Raw genomic sequence first — 23,269 nt, 5'->3', positions numbered from 1 at the left:
CACTTTATCTTATTTGGACGCTGCAAATGCACCTTGAGTGACATTTTCAATGGTTTTTATTTCGTTTGTTTGTGAGTTTTTGACTTCAGTTTGATAGCTCGCTTCAAATGTCCCCACTAGCTCTTGTGCCTCTGGGCCGGCAAAAAACCCTTGATAAGAACCCGTTGGAATGCGTTGTTCTTCTTTTGGTGCGGCAGCACCGTCATATTGCGTATATTGATTTGGTGTATATGGGTGGCCAGAGATTTCAACCTCTCCACGAAATCCAACTGTACCGTCATTCACCGTAATATTGCCCTCTTTGAAGTTGATATAGACAGTTTCTGCTTGGGTTCTTTGATTAATAGCATAGGCTTTGCCTGAAATCTGGTCGTCTTTGACATTGAACGAAACCAAACGGGTCGCAATTGGCGCGCCTCCACCAGTGCTATAAGATACTGTGCCGGCATAATTTGCATCAGTCACCACATTTTTATCTTTTGTTTCATTGATACCGTCTGTAAGGGCGATAAAGGCATTGGCCGTATCTTCTTGGTTAATATAGGTTTCTCTCAAACCCACATAACCAGAATAAGCCTGTGCTTTACTGACAAGGGTTGTACCTCGCGCCGTACCTTGACTTTGATCGCGCACGCTCCAACCTGTTTCAGTATTAGACGGACCCGCATAACAGATAGAGGCTCGGTTGTTTGCACAAATGCCGACATTTTGATCCGGAATCTTATCGGTTTGGATGTCTTTGAGTTTTGCCGCTCGGCTCTCTGCGCTTAAATAATCACGTACCACAGAGTCTTGACGATTAAAAGAATAGGTTGTCGTGGCTTTTTGTAAGCCTTGTTCCGCTTGGATTAAAGTCGCTAAACTTTGTGTCGCTTGTTCATAGGCTGATTGAGCTTGTTCTGCCGCAAGTTGAGCCTGTTCAACCGCTAGTTGGGCATCTTTCATCGCTTGTTGCACGGTTGCTAAAGTGGTTGCTGATACGCTATTGGCGTTATCCGTTAATACATCAGCGGATAATGTGGCTGTCTCTAAGACGGTTTGAGCGGCTTTCAGCGCATTTTGTGCGTTTTCTGCCGCAACTTGTGCTACTGAAACTTGGGTTTGCATATCCCCAGAGCGATTAAATGTAGTGGCTTTATTTGCGGCTTCTGTGGCTTGGGTAACGGCGGTTTGAGCGATTTGTACTTGTGCTTTCGCGGTATTGGCCGCTTCAATAGCTTTATTCTCAGCAAGAGAAATATTTGAGATAATTTCTTGACGAATCAGGGCTGTGACATGATTTTCAGCCTGCCCTAAGGTTGTTTGAGTTTCATCAAGGGCTTTTTGTGCAGCATCAATAGCGCTTTTTGCCTCATTAATCGCAGATACACTGGCTGTCTCATTGCTGAATGCATTTGCTTTCTCTAATTCTCGTTTAGCATTCTCGAGAGCGGATCGCGTTTGTGCTAAGGCTGTCACCGCTTTGGCTACTTCATTTTGGGCCAGATCTGAACCAGTGGCGTTTTGTGCATTCTGAATAGCGGTTTGCGCTTCATTTATCTCCTGATTGGCAGTGGTAACTTGAGCTAACGCCGCTTGAGTAATGGTCTCCACTTCTTTTTGTATACTATTGGTAAATTGTGTATTGCCTTCATTTATCATGCTATCAATTTGTAACATGATGGCTTTGATTTTCGCAGCAGATTCAGAAATCCCACGAGTATAATCATCAATATTACTTAGCACACTAGTCGCTTTTTGTGTATTCGTTTGGCTTTTCTGATAGGCATTTTCCATCGACGTATTAGCTTTTAGTGCTTCTGTTCGTGAGGCGTTTAATTTTAACAGAATCTCTTGAATCGCTGCGGGAGTATTTGCCGATTTTAACTGTTCGTAAGCCGATTGCGCGTCAAGTAGTGCCTTTTGTGCAGCGGTTAATTCCGTATTGGCTGTGTTCATAGCTTCCGTCACAGCCGTAGCAGCGAGTTCGGCTTGATATTCGGATACTGATTGTCCAGGATTTTCACTGCCACCGGAAGAACAGGCGGTAATGCCAAGAGAAAAGAGCAGTGCAAGAGCAACATTAGTTGATTTGGTATACATAAAAGATCCTTAAATTAAAATGTTTTTTCAAAAATAAGTTGAATATTTTTCTCACTATAGGAGTACAAACTATCGAAATTACTGTTTTGTTTACGCCAAGTAAAATTCAGCTTGGGGGTAATGCCCCACAAATGCCAATCCCTTTTCCATAAAGTTGCGTTAATTTGGTAAATATGATCTTGGCGTTTGCGATCAAATATAACAGCCTCGCCTAGGCGTAAATTATCAAGATATTGACGATAAGCAAGGCGGACATTTAAGCGTGAGGAAAGTCCTAGATATTGCCAATCTTGTCCCCAACCTAAGCGAATGGCCGTTAAGTTATAGTCGTAGTGACGAAGTGTGGTACGTTCTTGACTAAAATCAATACCACCATAAAAATAGGAACGAGGCGTAGCACGCCATAATAGGGTCGCGGAAATTAATTTGTTGTGGCCGTTGAGATAGCGATATTGATGATAACGCTGTTTACTGTATTCTAGCGCGGTAGAAAATTGCCATTTTGGTGTAAACCAGCGATTGTATTCCCCCCGTATGCCTTGCGCCCATTTATAGCGATGATTGCCATACCACTGATGTTCATAAAAAGGCAATATTGCCCAACGCTGATTGGCAGATTTATTGGCATATCCTAAGTAAGTGCGATTCGTGATTTCATCGTAATCATGGTTGTCCCAATAATACTTGCCATAGAGGTTATTTTCAAAATGGACATAATGATGATGGGCGAGGTTAAAATCTCGTTCTATATTGAAGAAATAGGCAATACCATGTGCTTTTTGAGGCAACATAGATTCCCCTTTTTGCAAAGGGGTATTTTCAATATAGCGATCTTTGGCGACATTATTCACATTATTATCTTGGGTATAGTTTACGCCGAATGCAATCTGCCACTTTTCCCGTTGTGCAACCGCAGTTAAATACATATTTAATAATTGAGCAATGTCGGGCGGCAATTCAGGGGCCAAGAGGGCTTGTTCAAATTGTGCTTTTGCGGCTTGGTTTTGTTGATCGTGAAAAAGGGTGATAGCTAATTCAATCCGAACGGGATTAAGTGTCGGATTCTCCGCTAAAATGCGTTGATATAATTGAATGGCTTGGGAATAATGTTGCTGATTTCTAGCTATTTTAGCTTGTGCAAACAGCACTAAAGTTGGGTCATGCTGTGGGAAAGTGCGGTAAGCTTCGAGCAAGTTTTGAATGGTTTCAGTTTGATTGGCATTTATAGCATGATTAAGACGTTGTTCGATATGGTCAAAATCGGTTTGTGACATGGTGTGCGCGGAAGAAAGGCTAGCCATAGGCGTGCTATATCCTGGCAGAGTAGGTTCTGCTCTGAGAGGAATCGCCGCAGAGGTCTGTTTTTCCGGCACATTGATGAGATCTACAGCAAAGGCTGAAGAAGCATAAAATGCCACAAGCAATACAAGGTTTTTCATGGTTCCCAAAAATGAATAATTATGTTAAAAAAATGTTATTTAAATAGGAATAGTTATTATTTACTTTTTCGGATATTATCCGAATTCTATAAGATTGTCTATGCTAAAAGCGCGGTAAAAAATCAAAAAGTTTACCGCACTTTATTCCCTTGCTATTTTCACCTATAATATACCGAATATTTAGGTAGCCGTTAGCTTGGCTACCTTTCTTGTTTTAAAGGGGTACAAATGTTTCATAAAATTTTTGCATGGTTTGAAAATCGGTTGAACGCTTATCCAAATAGTGAACCACTCACACCAGAAAAAGGGCTATTTAATTTTATTTGGTCCAGTTTAACGGGAATGAAAGGTTGGATCTTATTGTTGACTTGTATGACCGTTGGCACTGGGATAATGGAAGCCTTATTGTTTCAATTTATGGGCGTTTTGGTGGAATGGTTAGGGGATTATACGCCTGCGACTCTCTGGCAGGAGAAAAAGCATTTATTATTGGGCATGGTGGCGTTATTGCTCATTAGTATTGTGTGGCATTTTGTGGCCTCATTAATTCGCTTGCAAACGTTGCAAGGGGTGTTTCCTATGCGTTTGCGCTGGAATTTCCACCGCTTAATGCTCGGACAAAGCCTCAGTTTTTATCAAGATGAATTTGCAGGGCGTGTTTCTGCAAAAGTGATGCAAACGGCACTAGCAGTACGTGATACCGTGATGACAATTGCGGATATGATGACCTATGTTTTGGTCTATTTTATTACCTCAGGGATTGTACTGGTTGCCCTAGACGGTTGGTTAGTATTGCCTTTTGTATTGTGGCTGGTGAGTTTTGGAACGATTCTCCGCTTTTTGATTCCTAAATTAGCGAAAACCGCAGAGCGCCAAGCAGATGCGCGTTCGTTAATGACTGGGCGTATCACAGATGCATATGCGAATATCGCGACAGTCAAATTGTTTTCTCATGGCGCGCGTGAAGCCAGTTATGCAAAACGTTCGATGGAAGAGTTTATGGTGACAGTGCACGCTCAAATGCGCCTTGCCACGTCATTAGATGGCTTGGTGCATACCGTGAATGTGATGTTAATTTTGGGAACAGCAATACTCGGTGTGGTATTGTGGCAACAAGGTAGTGTAGGAGTAGGCGCAGTGGCGACAGCGACGGCAATGGCATTGCGTGTGAGTGGCTTATCTCAATGGATCATGTGGGAATCCGCTCGCCTATTTGAAAATATCGGGACGGTGAATGACGGTATGAATACCTTGTCTAAACCTCATACTATTGTCGATAAAGCCAATGCTGCGCCTTTAAAAGTGGAGCAAGGCACGATTAAATTTAATGATGTGAGTTTTGCTTATGAAGCGGATAAACATTTGTTAAATGGGTTTAATTTAGAGATTAAGCCAGGTGAGAAAGTGGGATTAATTGGGCGTTCTGGCGCAGGTAAATCGACCATTGTGAATTTATTATTGCGTTTTTATGAGCCTCAACATGGTTCCATTACCATTGACGGACAAGATGTACGCGATGTGCAACAAGAAAGCTTGCGTAGCCAAATTGGTTTAGTGACTCAAGATACGTCGCTTTTACATCGTTCTGTGCGAGATAATATTATTTATGGTCGACCGAATGCCACTGAACAAGAGATGATTTCTGCTGCACAACGTGCAGAAGCAGCGGATTTTATCCCTCTATTAAGTGATGCACAAGGTCGTCGTGGTTATGATGCGCATGTGGGGGAGCGCGGGGTAAAATTATCAGGCGGACAGCGCCAGCGTATCGCCATTGCTCGCGTTATGCTAAAAGACGCGCCTATTTTATTACTTGATGAAGCGACCAGTGCGTTAGATTCTGAAGTGGAAGTCGCGATTCAAGAAAGCCTAGATAAAATGATGGAAAATAAAACTGTGATTGCAATCGCACATCGTTTATCCACAATTGCGGCGATGGATCGCTTAATTGTATTAGATAAAGGCCAAATTATTGAGCAGGGATCCCATACGGAATTACTCGCGAAAAATGGCTTATATGCAAAACTTTGGAAACACCAAAGCGGTGGTTTTTTAAGTGAAGATATAGGGGAGTAATGTGCGTTTTGTTCGCGTAGCCCTGGCGGTGCCGTTAATGCGTTTTTTTGATTACCTCATGCCTGCGGAGATGAATCTACAGGTAGGGTGTCGTGTGCTTGTGCCTTTTGGTTCACAAAAACGTGTGGGAATCGTTGTGGCGCTGCCGAATGAAAGTGAACTCCCTGCTGCGCAATTGAAGCAAGTTATTGCTCAATTAGACAATAAAAGTCTTTTTAGCGAGACATTGTGGAAGCTGTTGCAATGGTCAGCGAGTTATTATCAAAGTCCATTAGGAGAGGCGTTATTTCAAGCCCTACCGGTCAAATTGCGGCAAGGGGAAAGTGCGGTGGAAAAAGCAAAAATCTTGTTAAAACCGACCGCACTTGGGGAGCAAGCGTTAAATGATGGCCACCTCATGCGGGCTAAAAAACAATTGGAAGCTTTACAGGAACTTGGTGCAGCGCCGCAATTAAAAGCAGATTGCGTGATACCTAGTCATATTTTATCCGCGCTGAAAAACAAAGGGTTGATTGAAGAAATTGCGCAACCTACAGAAGCGAAAACCTGGTTGCAGCAAGTGGGAACACAAGCCTTAGTGAATACTGACAACCGCTTAACCCTCAATAAACAACAAGCCCTTGCCATGACCCAATTGCATTTTCATCAAGGTTTTGGTGCATTTTTGCTAGAAGGGGTAACAGGGTCGGGTAAAACAGAAATTTATTTGCAACTGATTGAGGAAACGCTGAAAAAAGGTCGACAGGTATTAGTATTAGTACCAGAGATAGGGCTTACTCCTCAAACCGTACAGCGATTTAAAGCACGTTTTAACGTACCTATTGATGTATTACATTCCAACCTAAATGATACTCAGCGTTTATCGGTTTGGCTGCGTGCGAAATCTGCGCAAAGCGCCATCGTTATCGGCACACGTTCAGCCCTGTTTACCCAATTTGTGGATTTGGGGCTGATTATTCTTGATGAAGAACATGATGCTTCGTTTAAACAGCAAGAAGGGTGGCGTTATCATGCACGGGATTTGGCGGTCGTATATGCCAAAATGTTAGGGATTCCAGTTGTCATGGGATCGGCTACGCCGAGCTTGGAAAGTTTAAATAATGTACAAAATGGCAAGTATCAACATATTCAGCTAACGCAACGAGCCGGCTTAGCTAACGCGGTTCGACAGCAGGTGATCGACTTGAAAAAGCAACGTGTGCATAACGGTTTATCTGATGGATTACTCACGAAAATGGCACATCACTTGCAACAAGGGAATCAAGTGTTATTGTTTTTAAACCGACGTGGATTTGCCCCTGTGTTGCTATGTCATGAATGCGGTTGGATATGTGAATGTCGCCATTGTGAAAAGCCTTATACCTATCACCAACAGCAACAGATATTACGTTGTCATCATTGTCATGGGCAACGCACGATTCCCCAGCAATGTGAGGCTTGTGGCTCCACTCACCTGATGACAACGGGGCTAGGCACCGAGCAATTAGAAGAGACTTTGCGCGAGCGTTTTCCGCAATATCATATTACCCGTATAGATAGAGATAGTACGGCGAGAAAAGGTAAGCTAGAGGCGCATTTACAAGACATTCAATGTGGTAAAAGCCAAATTTTGATTGGGACACAAATGCTAGCAAAAGGACACCATTTCCCCAATGTTACTTTGGTGGCATTAGTCAATGTTGATAGCGCGTTGTTTTCTTTGGATTTTCGAGCAGAAGAACGACTTGCCCAGCTTTATGTACAAGTAGCAGGGCGAGCGGGAAGAGCGGAAAAACAAGGGGAAGTGTTGTTACAAACGCATTATCCTGAACATCCTTTACTGCAATCTTTACTCAGCGGTGGCTATGGAGAATTTGCCAAACAAGCATTGCTTTTGAGACAAAATATGGGATTACCGCCTTTTAGCGCACAAGCCCTATTTAAAGCACAAAGCCGCCACAATGTTGAGGCGGAACAAGCCTTACAAGAGGTCGCTGAGTATTTTTATCAACAGCAGATAGCCGGTTTACAAATTTTAGGCCCAATGCCCGCTCCGCATAGTAAAAAAGCCGGGCAGTTCCGTTGGCAATTGTTATTGCAACATTCCTCCCGTCAAGGATTGCAGCAGGCCTTAACCGCATTTCATCATCAACAATTCAATGCATTAAACAAAGTGCGCTGGAGTTTGGATGTGGATCCTTTGGAGTTAGGTTAACTCCCACAACGGCAAAATGTGGGAGAAAATATTCAATTGACTTGGCTAGCCGTAATGTGCGGCATTCCAACGCAATTCATTTTTTAGCTGGCTGAGTTCGGTATTTTCGTTGATGTGGATAAATTCAATCTCAAAATATTCTGCGAACATTTGGAGCATTTCCGCATCGATGTCTAGGCTTAATGCACTGTGGTGTGCACCACCAGCTAAGATCCACGCTTGGGTGCCGATATCAAAATTAGGTTGGAGTTGCCAGAAAATATGTCCGACTGGGAGATTTGGCATATCTTGCGGTTTTTCGACCGCTTGTATCTCGGCAGCGACCATACGGAAATGGCTTCCCATATCAACAATCGTGGCATTGACTGCCTTACCTGTTTTACCCGTAAAAATTAAACGAGCGGGATCGTCTTTTCCACCAATACCAAGCGGTTTAATATCTAAAATAGGTTGCTTTTGTGCGATAGATGGGCAGACTTCTAGCATATGAGCCCCGAGTACCAGCTCGTTGCCTTCGGTTAAATGATAGGTGTAGTCTTCCATAAAAGAGCTGCCTTTTGGTAAGCCGTAGCCCATTACTTTCACCGCTCGCACAAGGGCAGCCGTTTTCCAATCGCCCTCACCACCAAAGCCGTAGCCGTCAGCCATTAAACGCTGTACTGCCAAGCCCGGTAGCTGTTTCATTCCATTGAGGTTTTCAAAGGTATCGGTAAAGGCTTTAAATCCGCCTTGTTCTAAAAAGGCTCTTAAGCCTAATTCAATTTTAGCTGCATCGAAAAGTGCGGTGCGTTTTTCGCCGTTTTCTTGTAAGCGTTCAACTAATTGATACTCTTGCTCATACTGTTTCACCAATGCAGCCGCGGCTTCATCACTGACTGCATTGATTTTTTCTACCAATTGATACACGCCATAACCATTTACACTATAACCAAATTTAATTTGTGCCTCGACTTTATCCCCTTCCGTTACCGCAACTTCTCGCATATTGTCGCCAAAACGGGCGATTTTCAGGTGTTTTTGGTCATAAATCGCAGCAGTTACCCGTTGCCAACGGTTGATTTTTTTAAGCACAGCGGCACTCTGCCAATGCCCAACCACAATGGTTCTTGGCTTGCGTAAACGAGAGACTAAGAAGCCAAATTCACGGTCGCCGTGGGCGGTTTGGTGCAAGTTCATATAGTCCATATCAATGTCATTCCAAGGAATAAATTGATTGAATTGAGTATGGAACTGCAACAACGGTTTATTCAGGATACTTAGCCCTGCAATCCACATTTTCGCAGGGGAAAAGGTATGTAACCACGCCATCACGCCAACGCAGTGATCTTCGTGATTAGCACGTTGGCAGATAGATAAAATCTCCTCTGGGGTTGTGGCTAGCGGTTGTAATTTAATCTGCAAAAAAGGATGCTGTGCGTTGAGATGACTAACAATCTGCTCTGCATTATTTTTTACTTGCTCTAAGGCTTCTTCACCATATAAATGCTGACTGCCCACCACAAACCATACTTCTAATTTTTTAAGAAATTCCATACACTTTCTCCTTATTCCTGAACGGTTGCTGCTTGTTTTGCGATATTTAATCCTGCCTGATAACGCGTCATAAAGGTTTGATAACCTTGCGAAATAGTCGGATCAGGCGGTTGAATTGTGCGTAATGTTTGCAAGAAAATATGCTGTTCTAAATAATCTTCAAGGGAAATACCTTGTTGAGCGTAACCAAGATAGTTTGCCAATAACGCAATCCCCCACGCTCCGCCTTCGCCAGCGGTATCTTGCACCGCAATCGGTACATTTAATGCGGAAGCTAAAATGGTTTGAGCCACGCCCTGCGTTTTAAAAATGCCACCGTGGGCAAAAATCTGCTCGATTTTCACCTGCTCTTTATTCATCAGAATATCCATTCCCAACTTCATCGCCCCAAAAGCAGTGTAAAGCTGTACTCGCATAAAATTAGCTAAATTGAAATGGGCTTGGGTCGGGTGTAAAAAGAGTGGACAGCCCGAAGATAACCCCACAATATGTTCACCTGAATGAAAGCCGTAAGCCAACAAACCACCGCAATCCGCTTCCCCTGTTAGGGCTTGCTGAAATAGCGTTTGATAGATCTCCTCTGCGGTTTTTTCTACGCCGAATGCCTGTAAACATTCTGCAAACAGATTGACCCAACTGTTGATTTCCGTTGTGCAGTTATTGGAATGAGCCATCGCCACAAGCTGACCTGCTGGAGTAGTTACCATATCCAGTTCCTCATAGACATTGCTTAATGGCTGTTCTAACACAATCATCGCAAAGGCAGACGTGCCTGCTGAAATGTTCCCTGTTTTCGGCTTAATGCTATTAGTCGCCACCATGCCTGTGCCTGCATCGCCCTCTGGTGGGCAACAGCTCACACCGGCTTGTAACCGCCCTGTCGGATCAAGCCGTTTTGCTCCCTGCTCGCTTAATCTACCTGCATTTTCACCAGCACTTTTTACCTGTGGCAAAATATCACGCAACCGCCAAGGGAAAGCATAAGGCTCAACCAGTTGCTCAAACTGTGCCAACATAGCTTGATCAAAATGCCCTGTTACCGTATCAATCGGGAACATACCAGACGCATCGCCCACGCCCAACACTTTTTCCCCCGTTAATTGCCAGTGGACATAGCCTGCTAACGTTGTGAAATAATCCAACTCATTTAAATGGGGTTCATTATTTAAGATCGCTTGATAAAGATGGGCAATACTCCAACGTTGAGGGATATTGTAGTGAAAAAGAGCGGTCAATTTTTGCGAAGAATTTGCCGTGATGTTATTCCGCCAAGTCCGAAATGGCACAAGCAAGTTGCCACTGCGATCAAAAGGCAGATAACCGTGCATCATCGCACTCACGCCGAGATAAGCGATCTGGGTCAGCTCCACATCATATTGTTGCTGCACATTGCGAACCAAATCCGCATACGCCTGTTGCAACCCCGCCCAAATCGCTGTTTCATCATAAGTCCAAATGCCATCAACCAACTGATTTTCCCAATTCACCCCACCGCTGGCAATAATCTGTCCATTTGGGGCAATCAACACCGCTTTAATTCGGGTTGAACCAAGCTCAATTCCCAGTGAGGCTTTGCCGGTTTGGATGATTGATTTCATTTTTCGCTCCTTATCTTAAACTAAATAATTTACCTTTTTGCAGGAAAATAAAAAACAGTAACAATACGCCCCATAACATCACCGTAATATAACTGCTCACACCTATGATATTTAACCCACTTTCAATAATTTGTAATAAAATCAAGGCAATAATAATCCCTGCTATTTTTCCTTTTCCTCCGTCAGGATTTACACAGCCTAATACCGTTGCCAAAATAGAAATTAACAGATAAGAGTCGCCATAAGAGGCTTTTGCTGAATTTAATTTTGACATCATTAACACACCCGCAATGACACAAAGTAGAGATGAAATCACATAGACTAAAATAATTGATTTATTCACATTGATCCCTGAATAATGCGTTGCTCTTTCATTATTCCCAATAAAATAGATCGATTTCCCCAGTGTCGTTTTTTCTAACATAAACCACACAGCAAAAGTTGCTATCAAAAAGATGATCATCGGTAATGGAATACCCACTATTTCTACGGAATGAATAGCAAGAATAGAAGATGGGAAGTTCGCAATGGTTGAGCCATTGGAAAATAAGATATTTAAGCCGTTAATTAACGTCATTGTCCCTAAAGTAGCAAGGATTGGCGATACCTTAATCATCGCAATCAACGCCCCATTTAATAATCCAATGAGAACAGCACAACATACGCCGAATACTAGCCCTAACATTAAATAACCTACACTGTCTTGTTGCGTTACATAATAGGCAAGGATCAGTGAGCAAGCGTTCATTGTCGCAATAATGGATAAGTTTATTCCTCCTGTAATCATTGGAATTGCCATTGCTAAGGTTAATAAACCTAGCACAGGGATCTGTGATGCCATTGATTGAAAATTGCCTAACGACCAAAATATATCTGGTACTAAAATACTAAATACGCATATCGATAAAATAAAAAGAATGAATAAATATTGAATGGAATTATCTATTTTAACTTTCATTTTATACTCCTTGATGTCTTCTTTGCCCAAGAGCAGTTAAGCTGATACTTAAAATAATAATCAAGCCTGTGATGACTGTTTGCCAGTAAGAAGAAACGCCCATCAAATTAAGTCCATTTTGAATAATAGCCAGTAATACAACACCCATTATGGTGCCACTTAATGTGCCTCGACCACCGCTTAAACTTGCCCCACCTAATACTACTGCGGCAAGCACAGTTAATTCATAGCCTAACAAAGAATCTGGAGCAACTGACTGCACTGTGTAAGATTGCACTACGCCAGCTAAACCTGACATTAACCCCATAAAGCCATAAGCTAAAAGTTGTAGGCGAAAGATGTTAAATCCCACCCTTAAACTCGCCTCTTTATTACCGCCTAACGCATAAATTTTACGTCCAATGCTTAACTTGCTAGTTAATATCCACGTTAATAAAACAGCAATGAAAGCAATTAAGGCTTGGAAAGAAAGACCATAATCAAAATTATCATTTGAAATTCTAAAGAAAATAATTTCTTGTTGATAAAATTCTGGGTAGTCATACAGCCATACACCTTTAGTAATATAGAGCAATGCTCCGTAGAAAATATTTAAGGTAGATATGGTAATAATAATGGAGGGGACGTTTAATTTATTCACAAAGAAAGCGTTGATAAAACCTAACACAATACCGACTGCACTAGAAATGATAAATACAGCAAAGAAGCCTAGATCATATTGAGAAATCAATGAAATCATGACATATTGCGAAATAATCGTCATTGCCGGAAAGGAAATATCAATACCGCCTGAAAGTAAAACAACAAATAATCCGCATGCTAAAATCATTAGCATTGCATAGTTATTAACGACATCATAGAGGTTTTCGATAGTCAAAAAGTCTGTCGTAAAAAGACTTAGACCTATCGACATTAACATAATGGTGGCAAGTAAAATTTTATTATGCGTGATGTTCATAGACTTTCTCCATTAGCTCTTGTTCTGTTGTTTGTGTAGCACAAATATGATGAGCAATTTGTCCTTTTTTCATAATAAAAATACGATGGCTATGATAAAATGCCTCTTCTACCTCATCAGTAACAAAAATCACTGAAATACCTTCTTCCGCAAGCGATTTAATAATATTAAAAATACCCTCTTTATTAGCAATATCGACACCAATAGTTGGAGAATCCAAAATAATAATATCAGGACGAATAGATAACCATTTGGCGATTGAAACCCGTTGGGCATTTCCGCCTGATAATGTGTTTACAGGTAAGTCTGAATCCGAAACTTTAATTTTTAAGGCATCAATCAAGGATTGACTATGTTGATAGGCAACTTTGTCTTTAATTACGTTAAATTTGTTACTTATGCGACCTAAAATTGTTGAGATAATATTGTGATGAATAGACTCATTCATCATTAACCCTGTATTCATTCTATCTTCAGAAACATAAGCAATGCCCTGCTGGATTGCCTCACGATTGTTTTTGAATTGAACTGCTTTTCCTTTTAAAGTCATTTCACCTTTGTCAGGTTTAGTTTGACCAAATAAACTTAAACAAAGCTCTGTTCGTCCCGAACCTAATAAACCAATAAATGAAATAATTTCCCCTTTTCTTAATGAGAAACTGACATTTTCGTATTCACCTGACTTCGTTAAATTTTTAACTTCTAAAATAGGTTCATCTGCTTTATTGAAAGGAGGAAGTTGAGAAAGTTGGATATTCAAACCTGTCATTAAAAAGCCTAATTTCTTTTCATCAACTTCATTGATTGGGTATTTACCAATCATATTGCCATCTTTTAATACCAGTACACTATCCGATACCTTCATCACTTCATTTAATTTATGGCTGACAAAGATAATACTGATACCTTTACTTTTGAGCTTATTCACGACATTAAGTAGGTCATTGACCTCTTTTGCTGTTAAGGAGGCGGTTGGCTCGTCCATAATCAGTAACTTCGCATTTTGAGCCAATGCACGACAAATAGCGACTAACTGTTGTTGAGCAATAGGAAGTGTCCCAACTTCTTTATCTAAGGGTAGGTCAGCATGGATACTGTCGATGGCTGATGTCGCAATTTCTTCGACTTCTTTTTGATTAACCCAGCCTAATTTTTGATAGGAATGTATCGCAATATTTTCAGCGACCGTTAAATTAGGGAATAGCGATAAATCTTGGTAGATAACCTGAATACCTTTCTTGATGGATTCTTGTGGTGTTAATTGTGTGTAATGGCTTGCACCAATTTTGATTGTGGCTCCTTTATCCGGTTGATAGACACCTGATAAAATTTTAATTAACGTAGATTTCCCGCAGCCATTTTGCCCTGCTAAACAAAGGGCTTCACCATACTTTAATTCAAGTTCAACATTATTGAGTGCTTTAATGCCATAAAACGTCTTGCTGATGTTTTGCATAGAGATAAAGAATGACATAATTCCTCCTGAATATGATGGGTTCAATATTGAACCCATCACTTAATTACCCATTAGTACAAGTCGTTAATATTTTCTTGAGTTACTCTCAATACTTTATGGAATTGTAATAATTTTTTATCTACATCAACTTTGGCTTTACCCACAGTTGGAATCTCAAGATCTTGAGTAATTGGCTCACCTTTCAACAATTTGGCTGCTACAGTTGCCAACGCATAACCAGCAGTTGCTGGGTCATAAGTAATGCCCATCGTGATATTGCCTGTTTTAATTAAAGAGGCTGCTTGTGATGGGATCATCATGCCAAAGACATTAAGTTTGCCTTTTAAGCGTTTTTCTTTCACTGCCAAACCTGCTCCAATTGGACCTTGTGAACCAAACGAAATCACGGCTTTTAAATCTGGGTGAGCTTTGACAAGATCTAAGGTTGTACGGCGAGAATCATCAATATTCTCCGCAACAGGCATGCGGCTTGTTACTTCAAACATTTCAGGATAACGTTCTTTTTGATGTTTAATAAATAAATCAGCCCATAAATTATGTTGTGGCACAGCTAATCCGCCTACATAAATCACATAGCCACCTTTTCCGCCTAATGATTTAGCGACTTCTTCAACATAATCAATCGCAAATTGTTCATTATCAATAATTTCAATATCCCAATCTGCACTTGGCTGACCAACAGATTCATTTGTTAAAACAATAATGCCATTTTGTTTCGCTTTTTTCAGAACAGGCTCTAATGCACTTGCATCATTAGGTACAATAGAAATTGCACTGACTTTCTTCGCAATTAAATCTTCGATTAATTTAACTTGTTGTGGAGCATCTGTATTAGATGGTCCAACTTGATAGGATTTAATTCCAGTATCTTTACCAGCTTGAACAACTCCTTCCGCCATACGGTTAAACCACGGCATACCATCAATTTTAGAAATATTAACAATTTCTTGTGCATAAGCCGATGTTGCCATCAATATAGAAAAAACACCTGAAAATAAAAGTTTTTTCATACCTGCCTTTTTCATAGCATAATCCTCAATGTAAGTTAATATTGTTTGGATATTCATATCGCCTAATAATATGAACGACCTAATATTACTGATATAGAAGAAAGCCATATATGTATTTTTTTGTTTTTGATATGGATAATTATGCTACCCAAAAAGAACTGTGTATTAGATCACATTTTTTTAACGTATTGCCAACTTACTAGAATGATGATTTGATTTTGGTATATATCATGATATATACTTATGTATTATGAACTATCATATTAGGAGATTTTATGCAAACAGCTAAACTATTTAATAATGGGCGTAGCCAAGCTGTCCGATTGCCGGTGGCATTCCGATTTGAAGGTGATAAAGTCTATATCTATCGAGATGAAGCGACAGGTAATGTTATTCTTTCTAAATATTCTAATAATTGGGACGAGTTTATTGCATTAGCACAATCTCTAGAAATATCTGAAGAGGAAGCGATTATTGAGAGAGATACTAGAGAGCATATTCGTGATCCGTTTGAGGATTGGCAAGAATGAAGAAATATATGCTTGATACAAATATGATCAGCCATATTGTTAAACTAAATCCAAATGTAATATCCCAGTTAAAAAAACATTCAATGCAAAATATATTTATTTCTGCCATCACTTATATGGAAATAAACTATGGTCTTGCTAAAAAGCCACAAGCTCATAAGTTAAAATGTCTTGTAGATAATGTAGTAAAAAATATCACTATCCTACCATTTGATGCTCAAATGAGTAAAAAATGCGGATTATTCAAAGCTGAAATTGAAGCTCAAGGAAAAAATCTTTCTCCATTTGATTTATTGATTGCAGGACATGCCTATCACACAGGATGTACCTTAGTTACTAATGATAAGGCATTTCAACAAATTGCCTTATTAGACATTGAAGATTGGACTGTCCCTACCTCGAATTCCTAAATTCAGAGGGGCTTAACCCTGAATAACGTTTAAAAATACGCGAAAAGTAGAGTTGGTCGTCATAACCAAGTTGACGAGCAATAGCATAAATTGGGGCTACGGAAGAATGCAATAAATGCTTGGCTTTGATCATTCGCTGATCTTCTCGCCATTTTACAATGCTCGTGCCCATCTGTTCACTAAATAAGTGAGTGAGCCTTGACGGGGAAATATGAATATGTGCCGCAATTTCTTCTATTTTATGATTTTTGTCGATATGGGCAGCGATAAAATGGCAGGTTTCTAAAATTCTTGGGTCAAGATGACGTTGGCGATGTGCTGGATCGAGCTTGATACATTTAAGCAAAAGTTGCTCCAAAAGACACATTGACATTGCCTCTGAAAAGGCTTCTTTAGCATTATATTCACGTTCAATTTGTTGAAATAATGCCAGTAGATCTTGGTAGGTCTGTTCATTGGGAATAGTTAAACGCCCAACATTATTTACGCTATCCGACCAATGTAGCGTATCTTGCCAAAATGCTCTTGGGCGAAAGTAGATCCATTGGTGATGCCAACGTTGTGCCGTTTCTGCCCGATGATAGAAATGCACCGCATTAGGCGGAAATAGCAGTAAATCGCCCACATTACATTGAAAGGCTTGCTCGCCTTGAAAAACAGTGCCTTGCCCTTTGGTGGTAAGGTTGATGATATAACCTTTCATGCCGTTTGGGCGGTTAATGGCAAAATCTAAATAGCCGTCTTTTTCAATGGGCGTGCAGCCTGCGACAAGGTAGGCGTTAAAATTATAGCCGGGTAGCAGGGGATTCGGTTGCACAATAGTCTTTTTATCGTTCATGTCTACGGATTATACTGTAAAAGAAAAAATATTTTCCATTAGTTTCTGATTTTGTTTTGTCAATCACGCGAGTTCTTTGGATAAACTGAATGTCATTGCTTTCTTGTTTGCAGCTATCTACAATGCGATACTTGTGAGAAAAATAGAGATATTCTGCACTTTGGGTTTAAAAGTGCGGTCGTTATTTAGGAATTTTTATGGGAAAGAAAGCAAATTCAAAATTCTTTTTAGTGATATTACTCGGCGTTTTGTCTGCCTTTGGGCCTTTTGTGGTGGATTTGTATTTGCCCTCATTGCCAAACCTGGCCGTTTTTTTCGATACTTCAACCTCTATGGTGCAATTGACCCTGACAACGGGGATGTTAGGACTTGCGTTCGGGCAGTTAGTATTCGGGCCACTTAGTGATAAATTCGGGCGACGTATACCATTGTTGGTTTCATTACTGGTGTTTATCGTCAGTACTGTGATGATTATTTTTTCACCGAATATTGAATCGTTGATTACTCTGCGCTTTATTCAAGGCTTAGCCTCTTCGGGGAGTGTGGTGATTTCTCGGGCGATTGTGGCGGATTTATATTCTGGTCGAGAAATGACCCGTTTTTTCGGCGCATTAATGACGATCAACGGATTGGCTCCAATCGTTTCGCCTGTTATCGGTAGTTTGATGATGGAGTTTACCGATTGGCGTGGTATGTTTTGGTTTTTGACTTTTATTGGTTTGTCGGTCACGTTTTTTTCTTTCCGCTTGAATGAATCCTTGCATAAGGAAAAACGATTAACCGTGCCGATTTTATCCACGTTTAGCGCATTAAAACAGGTGGTATTGAATAAGCGTTTTATGACCTTTGTAGCGATTGAATCTTTCGCATTTGCGGGGATGTTCGCTTATATTGCCGGTTCCCCGTTTATTTTTCAACAAGCGTACGGTTTGAGCAGCTTTGTTTTTAGCTTATGCTTTGCCGCAAACGGCGCGGCATTAGTTATTGGGGCGAATATTGGTGGGCGTTGGAATAACGTGTCTGCGATAAAAACGGGCGTGTGGGGCGGTTTAGTGGTTTCCTGTTATGTTGCCTTAATGTTGCTATTAAAAATGAATGTATGGCTTATTGAAATCGGATTTTTCACTTTATTACTGACCATTGGGCTTATGTTGCCAGCTCTTTCTACTTTGGCAATGGAATCCGAACGTAAATATGCGGGAAGCGCTTCCGCCTTAATCGGTTTCGTCACTTTTTTATTTGGTGCGGTTGTCTCGCCATTAGTCGGGATCGGCGATATATTTTATGCCTCCGCCCTTGTTATCGCTGTCAGTGCAATCTTCACACTGCTAAGCTATTGGCGTATTGCGGATAAAATTGAGGGGTAGTCCAAGTTTGACAGGCCTTTATTTGTAGATCGTCATAATTAGATTCTCCTAACGTTACAGCACCGCTTAATGTATTGTTAGGAGTAATCTTTTATGTTTCATTATTTATGTCGATAACATTCTATGCCGAGATATTTGCTCAATGCTTCATGAATCACATTTGCCACAGATGAATGATTCATTGCGACGTGATGTTCAAATCCGTTGTGACAAATATACGCTAAAAGTTCTTCTAGTCCTTTTACTTGGATTACGGCTCGGCAGCCTACGGTATCCAATTCGTCATCAACGAATTTACCTTCACCGACATAAGCTTTGATTTTTCCTTCAAAATCATCTGAAGATAGGCGGAAATAAGTGAGCGGGCCGGATTTCATTCGACCATTAATGGCGCCGCAAGTATTTTCGCAACCAACCGTTGTACCGATAATATCTGCTGTGGTCATAAAAGGATCTTTTAATTCATCAGTGGCATAATTTCCGCAATGGAACATAACGCATTTATCACGCTCGTCGCCAAAATTGTTATTCCAATCGGCAATGGAGGCTGGTTTAAGTGAGGCAAGAGAAAGAGCGTACATTGATAATGACCCCATTACATCCACCTCGCAGGCACTTGGTAATAATTGCCCTGACATTACACTCATGATGGAACAAACGTTAATACCTAAGGTATTTTGTAGCGACGTCCAGCATTGAATGGCGGTCATATCAATGTCGTTTTCGATAATCCAGTGGCTAATTACGGTAAATAGTTTCGCCATCATAAGTAATTTATCTTCAGGAACCCTTGAGGTATCTGCATTGCGTTTAAGCTGCTCTAATTTTTCGGCAATGCGGATATCGTCATCTTTTAAGCTGTTTACAGCGGCAAAGATTTCTGACAGATCAATGGTTTCAACCGAAACGCCTAATCGCTCCAATAATTTTTCGCTATAACGCACAGTATTAAAACTTGTCGGTCTTGCGCCGATTGCACCGATACGCGCGCCTTTAATACCGTTAACTACGCGACAGACTGCTTCAAAATTGACAAGATCTTGCTTAAATATATCGCTTTTGATGGCACAAACATGTTGTGTCGTGAGTGAAAAGGGAATGCCGTATTGGCGTAGATTATTACAAAGTGAAATTTTTCCACAGAAACTATCCCGACGAGTGGCCAATCCCATTTTATTTAATTCGTCTTCTTGAGCCTGAATTAAGACAGGCACATTGACACCTGATAAACGAATGGCTTCTGCTACGGCTTTTTCATCACCGAAGTTGGGTAACAATACGACAATACCGTGAATTTCATCTCGATGCTCTCTGAGCATTTCGGCAGCAATTTTTGCATCCTGATAGGTTTCAATACCACCATAATTTGTTTGTTGTTCAGTCAACATAATTGTGTTGATATTCAGTTCACTAAATACTTCTTGTGCTTCTTTCCGCGCATCTCCAACTAAATAACTTGGAAAGAAACCGCGATTGCCGATGAGTACGGCAAAGGTGAGTTGTTTTAATGGTCTTCTCATTTTAATCACTCCGTTTTGTTAGGCTTGAAATCTGGCGCGTTTAACCGCTTGTTGCCAATTAAGATAATTTTGTTGAATAGCGTTATTATTCGGATTAGGCACAATGATGGTTGTTTCTCTCGGCAACGCAGATAATTGCGCATAACTTTCCCACCAGTTAAGTGCTTTGCCTGCCAAGTAAGCAGCGCCTAATGCCGAAACTTCAGCGATTTGGCTGCATATGATCGTACGTTGTAATATGTCTGCTTGAAGTTGCATTAACCATAAGTTTTTTGTCGGCCCGCCATCAACAGATAGCGTTTCTAATTTTTTGTCTAATGTGTTTTCCATTGCAAAGAATAAATCAGCAACTTGATAACCAATAGACTCCATTGCAGCTCTGGCTAGAATTTGTGGTGTGGCGGCATCAGTTAATCCGCAGATCATTCCACGTGCTTTGACATCCCAATATGGTGCACCTAAACCGGCTAAGGCGGGTACAAAATAAACACCGTTGGTATCTGCAACGGACTGGGCCCATAGACTCAATTGATTAATGTCGGTGACACCTAATAATTGACTCATAAATCCTAATGCAGATCCGGTATGAGTAATGTTACCTTCTAGGGCTAAACTCAGTTGTCCATCATGCCAAGCCACTGTTGTTCCAACACCTAAATTTTGTTTCGGAAAAACAGCTGTTTTTGTCATTAATGAACTCCCTGTTCCGTAGGTGGCTTTGACAATACTGTCATTAAACCCACCTTGCCCGTAAAGTGCGGCGGAAGAATCACCGATTTGCGATAGAATCGGAATACCGTTCGGCAAACCGTCGCAGTTTAATGTTTCCCCACGATATTGAGCGGAAGAAATGATTTCCGGTAAGCATTGCTCAGGGATTTGAAATAATGCCAGCAATTCATCATCCCATTTAGCTTGATGAATATTAAAGAGTTGATATCTTGAAGCATTGGAATAATCTGTAACAAATGATTTTCCGTTAGTCAGTTGCCAAACCAGCCAAGTATCAATTGTACCGACACAAATTTCGCGTTGTGCCGCTCTTTGGAAACCGTTATCAATAGCACCCAATAACCAATTAATTTTAGAGGCCGGATAAAGCGGGTCTAATACCATTCCGCTTAATTGCTGAATTTTATAAGCATCAGGTCGGTCAGCAATTTCTGCACAGAGCGGTTCGGAACGTCGGCATTGCCAACTGATTACCGGCGAAAGCGGTTTACCCGATTTTCTTTCCCAAGCTAACACGGATTCCCGTTGGTTACTGATTGCAATCCCTTTTAAATCATCAATATTTAAAAATTCTAGGCAAATTCTGACCGCACTTTGCGTGGCATGCCAAATTGCCATAGGATCTTGTTCCGCCCAACCGGCTTTAGGGTGAGTAAGCGTTAAGGGTATGCTACCTTTTGATAAAATATTACCTTCAATATCAACCGCAATTGCTTTGGCATTAGTTGTACCTTCATCAATGGCAATAATAAACGGTGTACGCATAACCTGCCCCTTATTTCACTAAGTCGATCACAAGGTTGACAATACTTTGAGCATCGAAGCCGTGATGTTTTCGCATGGCTTTACGATCTGCCGCTAATGCATAACCAGCATCAGGAATGCCCAGACGTTTCAAGCTAATAGCAGCGCCTTGTTCTGCAATGACTTCAGCAACTAAGCTACCTAATCCGCCATTGATATTATGCTCTTCCACAGTAATGACGTGGCTTGCCTGTTTTAAGGCATCAAATAACGCTGTAGTATCGCAAGGGCGGATTGACGGCACATTAATTAAGGTGACATGAATGCCGTTTTCTGCCAATAATTCTGAAGCGGTGACGATTTCATGTACGGTAGAACCCATCGCAACAAGGGCAACGTTGTTACCTCTTTTTAATACATCGATTTTACCCGGTTCAAATTTATAATCCGACGTATGTATTTCCGGTAATTCTTTACCGTCTAAACGGATATAAACTGGCCCCACATGATTGATCGCATAATCAATAATTTGTCGACATTCATTTGGGCTGGATGGTGCATAAATTTCAATGTTGCCGAAACCGCGCATAATGCTAATGTCATCAATACTATGATGGGTACTTGCCAACGGTCCGTAACTGGCTCCGGAATTTAATCCGAATAATTTCACATTGGTGTTGTTATAACAAATATCCACTTTTACCTGTTCATTCGCACGCGCAACAAGGAATGGTGCGGCGTTACAAGTTACGGCAACTTTCCCCCCTAAGGCCAAGCCTGCCGCACAGCCAACAAGCGTTTGTTCGGCAATCCCTACATTTACCAAACGATCCGGAAAGGCTTTGATAAAGGGGGCAATTTTTGCTGTGGACGTTGAATCGGCTACTACAGGTACTAAATCAACGCCGTTTTCGACCGCACTTATAAAACGTTCCACCATAATATTTGTTAAATGTTCTGCGTTACTCATCTTTTAACTCCTCTAATGCCAATTCGACTTCTTCGCCTTTTGGTACACGGTGATGCCATTCCGGTTTCCCTGCAATAAATGAAATACCGGCTCCTTTTGTGGTGTGAGCAATAACTACGTTAGGTTTACCATTAGCTTTTAATCCTTCTAATGTGTCAACTACAGATTGAATATTATTGCCGTTGCATTCGTGTACTTCCATTCCGAATGCTTTCCATTTTTCATCAAGAGGATCCGTATTTAAAATATCTTTGGTAAAACCAGCTAATTGAAGTTTATTTTTATCATTAATAATAATGAGATTATCCAGTTTATATTGTGCAGCCACCATTGCGGCTTCCCAGTTACTGCCTTCTGCGAGTTCGCCGTCACCGGTTAATACGTAAATTTTACGTTTGCTGCCAGATTTTTTGGCAGCCAGCGCTAAACCTACTGCCACAGGTAAGCCGTGCCCAAGCGCACCGGTATTAAGTTCTACACCCGGTGTTTTATGCTTTACAGGATGACCCGGTAATTTAGAATCGGCGTGCTGATAGGTTGGCAGCCAATCTTCAGGAATGTAGCCTGCTTCTGCTAAACAGCAGTAATAGCCACCGGCGGCGTGCCCTTTCGATTGAATATAAATATCTCGCTCAGGATCGTCTAATCTATCAGGAGCACAATTGAGAATACGGAAATACAGTGCAGTAACCAGCTCAACTTGTGATAAGTCTGCCCCTGTGTGTCCGCCAGCTGGACTATTAGCATTTAATACAACGATTTTGCGACGAATGGCCTTTGCTTTTTGTTCAAGTTCGTCATAAGACAAATTATAGGGATTCATTTTTACCTCC

The 23,269-nt window shown here is 41.0% G+C and carries 18 protein-coding genes; 5 read left to right on the top strand and 13 right to left on the bottom strand.

Annotation, left to right across the window (positions count from 1 at the left end; translation table 11 throughout):
* Positions 1–9: 9 nt before the first annotated feature.
* Positions 10–2,082 (bottom strand): coiled-coil domain-containing protein, encoded by a 2,073-nt coding sequence (locus CVP05_RS06375; protein WP_100288745.1) that lies wholly within the window; start codon positions 2,080–2,082, stop codon positions 10–12.
* Positions 2,083–2,096: 14 nt separating this feature from the next.
* Positions 2,097–3,521 carry a surface lipoprotein assembly modifier gene (locus CVP05_RS06370; protein WP_100288744.1) on the bottom strand — a complete coding sequence of 475 codons (1,425 nt, stop codon included), beginning with the start codon at positions 3,519–3,521 and terminating at the stop codon, positions 2,097–2,099.
* Positions 3,522–3,749: 228 nt separating this feature from the next.
* On the opposite strand from CVP05_RS06370, the gene CVP05_RS06365 reads away from it, so the two are divergent.
* Positions 3,750–5,597: an ABC transporter ATP-binding protein gene (locus CVP05_RS06365; protein WP_100288743.1), complete on the top strand. Its 1,848-nt coding sequence runs from the start codon at positions 3,750–3,752 to the stop codon at positions 5,595–5,597.
* Between the two features lies 1 nt (position 5,598).
* On the top strand, positions 5,599–7,791 hold the full coding sequence (gene priA / locus CVP05_RS06360) for a primosomal protein N' (protein ID WP_100288742.1): 2,193 nt from the start codon (positions 5,599–5,601) through the stop codon (positions 7,789–7,791).
* A 45-nt stretch (positions 7,792–7,836) separates the two neighbouring features.
* Here the strand turns inward: priA and araA are convergent, their stop codons facing one another.
* Genes araA through CVP05_RS06330 form a run of 6 tightly spaced genes read right to left on the bottom strand, consistent with a single transcriptional unit; the run spans position 7,837 to position 15,340 of the window.
* Positions 7,837–9,324: an L-arabinose isomerase gene (araA, locus tag CVP05_RS06355; RefSeq protein WP_100288741.1), complete on the bottom strand. Its 1,488-nt coding sequence runs from the start codon at positions 9,322–9,324 to the stop codon at positions 7,837–7,839.
* 11 nt (positions 9,325–9,335) lie between these two features.
* The gene (locus tag CVP05_RS06350) at positions 9,336–10,922 is read right to left on the bottom strand and encodes a xylulokinase (protein WP_100288740.1); all 1,587 of its coding nucleotides are present in this window, start codon (positions 10,920–10,922) and stop codon (positions 9,336–9,338) included.
* A 10-nt stretch (positions 10,923–10,932) separates the two neighbouring features.
* Positions 10,933–11,880 carry an ABC transporter permease gene (locus tag CVP05_RS06345; RefSeq protein ID WP_100288739.1) on the bottom strand — a complete coding sequence of 316 codons (948 nt, stop codon included), beginning with the start codon at positions 11,878–11,880 and terminating at the stop codon, positions 10,933–10,935.
* A 1-nt stretch (position 11,881) separates the two neighbouring features.
* Positions 11,882–12,838, bottom strand: coding sequence for an ABC transporter permease (locus tag CVP05_RS06340; RefSeq protein ID WP_100288738.1), 957 nt, complete (start codon positions 12,836–12,838; stop codon positions 11,882–11,884).
* Positions 12,822–14,312 (bottom strand): sugar ABC transporter ATP-binding protein, encoded by a 1,491-nt coding sequence (locus CVP05_RS06335; protein WP_100288737.1) that lies wholly within the window; start codon positions 14,310–14,312, stop codon positions 12,822–12,824. Before CVP05_RS06335 ends, CVP05_RS06340 begins: the two co-directional genes overlap by 17 nt.
* A 53-nt stretch (positions 14,313–14,365) precedes the next feature.
* On the bottom strand, positions 14,366–15,340 hold the full coding sequence (locus CVP05_RS06330) for a substrate-binding domain-containing protein (RefSeq protein WP_100288736.1): 975 nt from the start codon (positions 15,338–15,340) through the stop codon (positions 14,366–14,368).
* Between the two features lie 260 nt (positions 15,341–15,600).
* On the opposite strand from CVP05_RS06330, the gene CVP05_RS06325 reads away from it, so the two are divergent.
* Complete coding sequence (locus CVP05_RS06325; RefSeq protein WP_100288735.1) at positions 15,601–15,855, top strand: antitoxin; 255 nt, start codon at positions 15,601–15,603, stop codon at positions 15,853–15,855.
* A complete protein-coding gene (locus tag CVP05_RS06320) occupies positions 15,852–16,265 on the top strand; it encodes a type II toxin-antitoxin system VapC family toxin (protein ID WP_100288734.1) in 414 nt (137 codons plus the stop codon). The genes CVP05_RS06325 and CVP05_RS06320 overlap by 4 nt, the downstream gene beginning before the upstream one ends.
* Here CVP05_RS06320 and araC read toward each other — a convergent pair.
* Positions 16,249–17,103, bottom strand: a complete 855-nt coding sequence (gene araC / locus CVP05_RS06315; RefSeq protein WP_100288733.1) for an arabinose operon transcriptional regulator AraC — start codon at positions 17,101–17,103, stop codon at positions 16,249–16,251. The genes CVP05_RS06320 and araC overlap by 17 nt on opposite strands.
* Before the next feature lie 197 nt (positions 17,104–17,300).
* Between araC and CVP05_RS06310 the strand changes: the two genes are divergently transcribed.
* On the top strand, positions 17,301–18,470 hold the full coding sequence (locus CVP05_RS06310; RefSeq protein WP_100288732.1) for a multidrug effflux MFS transporter: 1,170 nt from the start codon (positions 17,301–17,303) through the stop codon (positions 18,468–18,470).
* A 101-nt stretch (positions 18,471–18,571) separates the two neighbouring features.
* Here the strand turns inward: CVP05_RS06310 and CVP05_RS06305 are convergent, their stop codons facing one another.
* The 4 genes from CVP05_RS06305 to CVP05_RS06290 are packed head-to-tail and all read right to left on the bottom strand — an operon-like array spanning position 18,572 to position 23,259.
* Positions 18,572–19,990, bottom strand: a complete 1,419-nt coding sequence (locus tag CVP05_RS06305; protein WP_100288731.1) for an L-fucose/L-arabinose isomerase family protein — start codon at positions 19,988–19,990, stop codon at positions 18,572–18,574.
* Between the two features lie 18 nt (positions 19,991–20,008).
* On the bottom strand, positions 20,009–21,487 hold the full coding sequence (locus CVP05_RS06300; RefSeq protein WP_100288730.1) for an FGGY family carbohydrate kinase: 1,479 nt from the start codon (positions 21,485–21,487) through the stop codon (positions 20,009–20,011).
* Positions 21,488–21,497: 10 nt separating this feature from the next.
* On the bottom strand, positions 21,498–22,436 hold the full coding sequence (locus tag CVP05_RS06295; protein ID WP_100288729.1) for a transketolase family protein: 939 nt from the start codon (positions 22,434–22,436) through the stop codon (positions 21,498–21,500).
* Entirely contained in the window at positions 22,429–23,259 is an 831-nt protein-coding gene (locus CVP05_RS06290; protein WP_100288728.1) for a transketolase, read from the bottom strand. Before CVP05_RS06290 ends, CVP05_RS06295 begins: the two co-directional genes overlap by 8 nt.
* Between the last annotated feature and the right edge of the window lie 10 nt (positions 23,260–23,269).

Origin of the sequence: Conservatibacter flavescens (assembly GCF_002795425.1) — a bacterium.
Lineage (GTDB): Bacteria > Pseudomonadota > Gammaproteobacteria > Enterobacterales > Pasteurellaceae > Conservatibacter > Conservatibacter flavescens.
The sequence above is the reverse complement of the archived record's forward strand: the minus strand, read 5'-3'. Positions and strand labels throughout refer to the sequence as shown.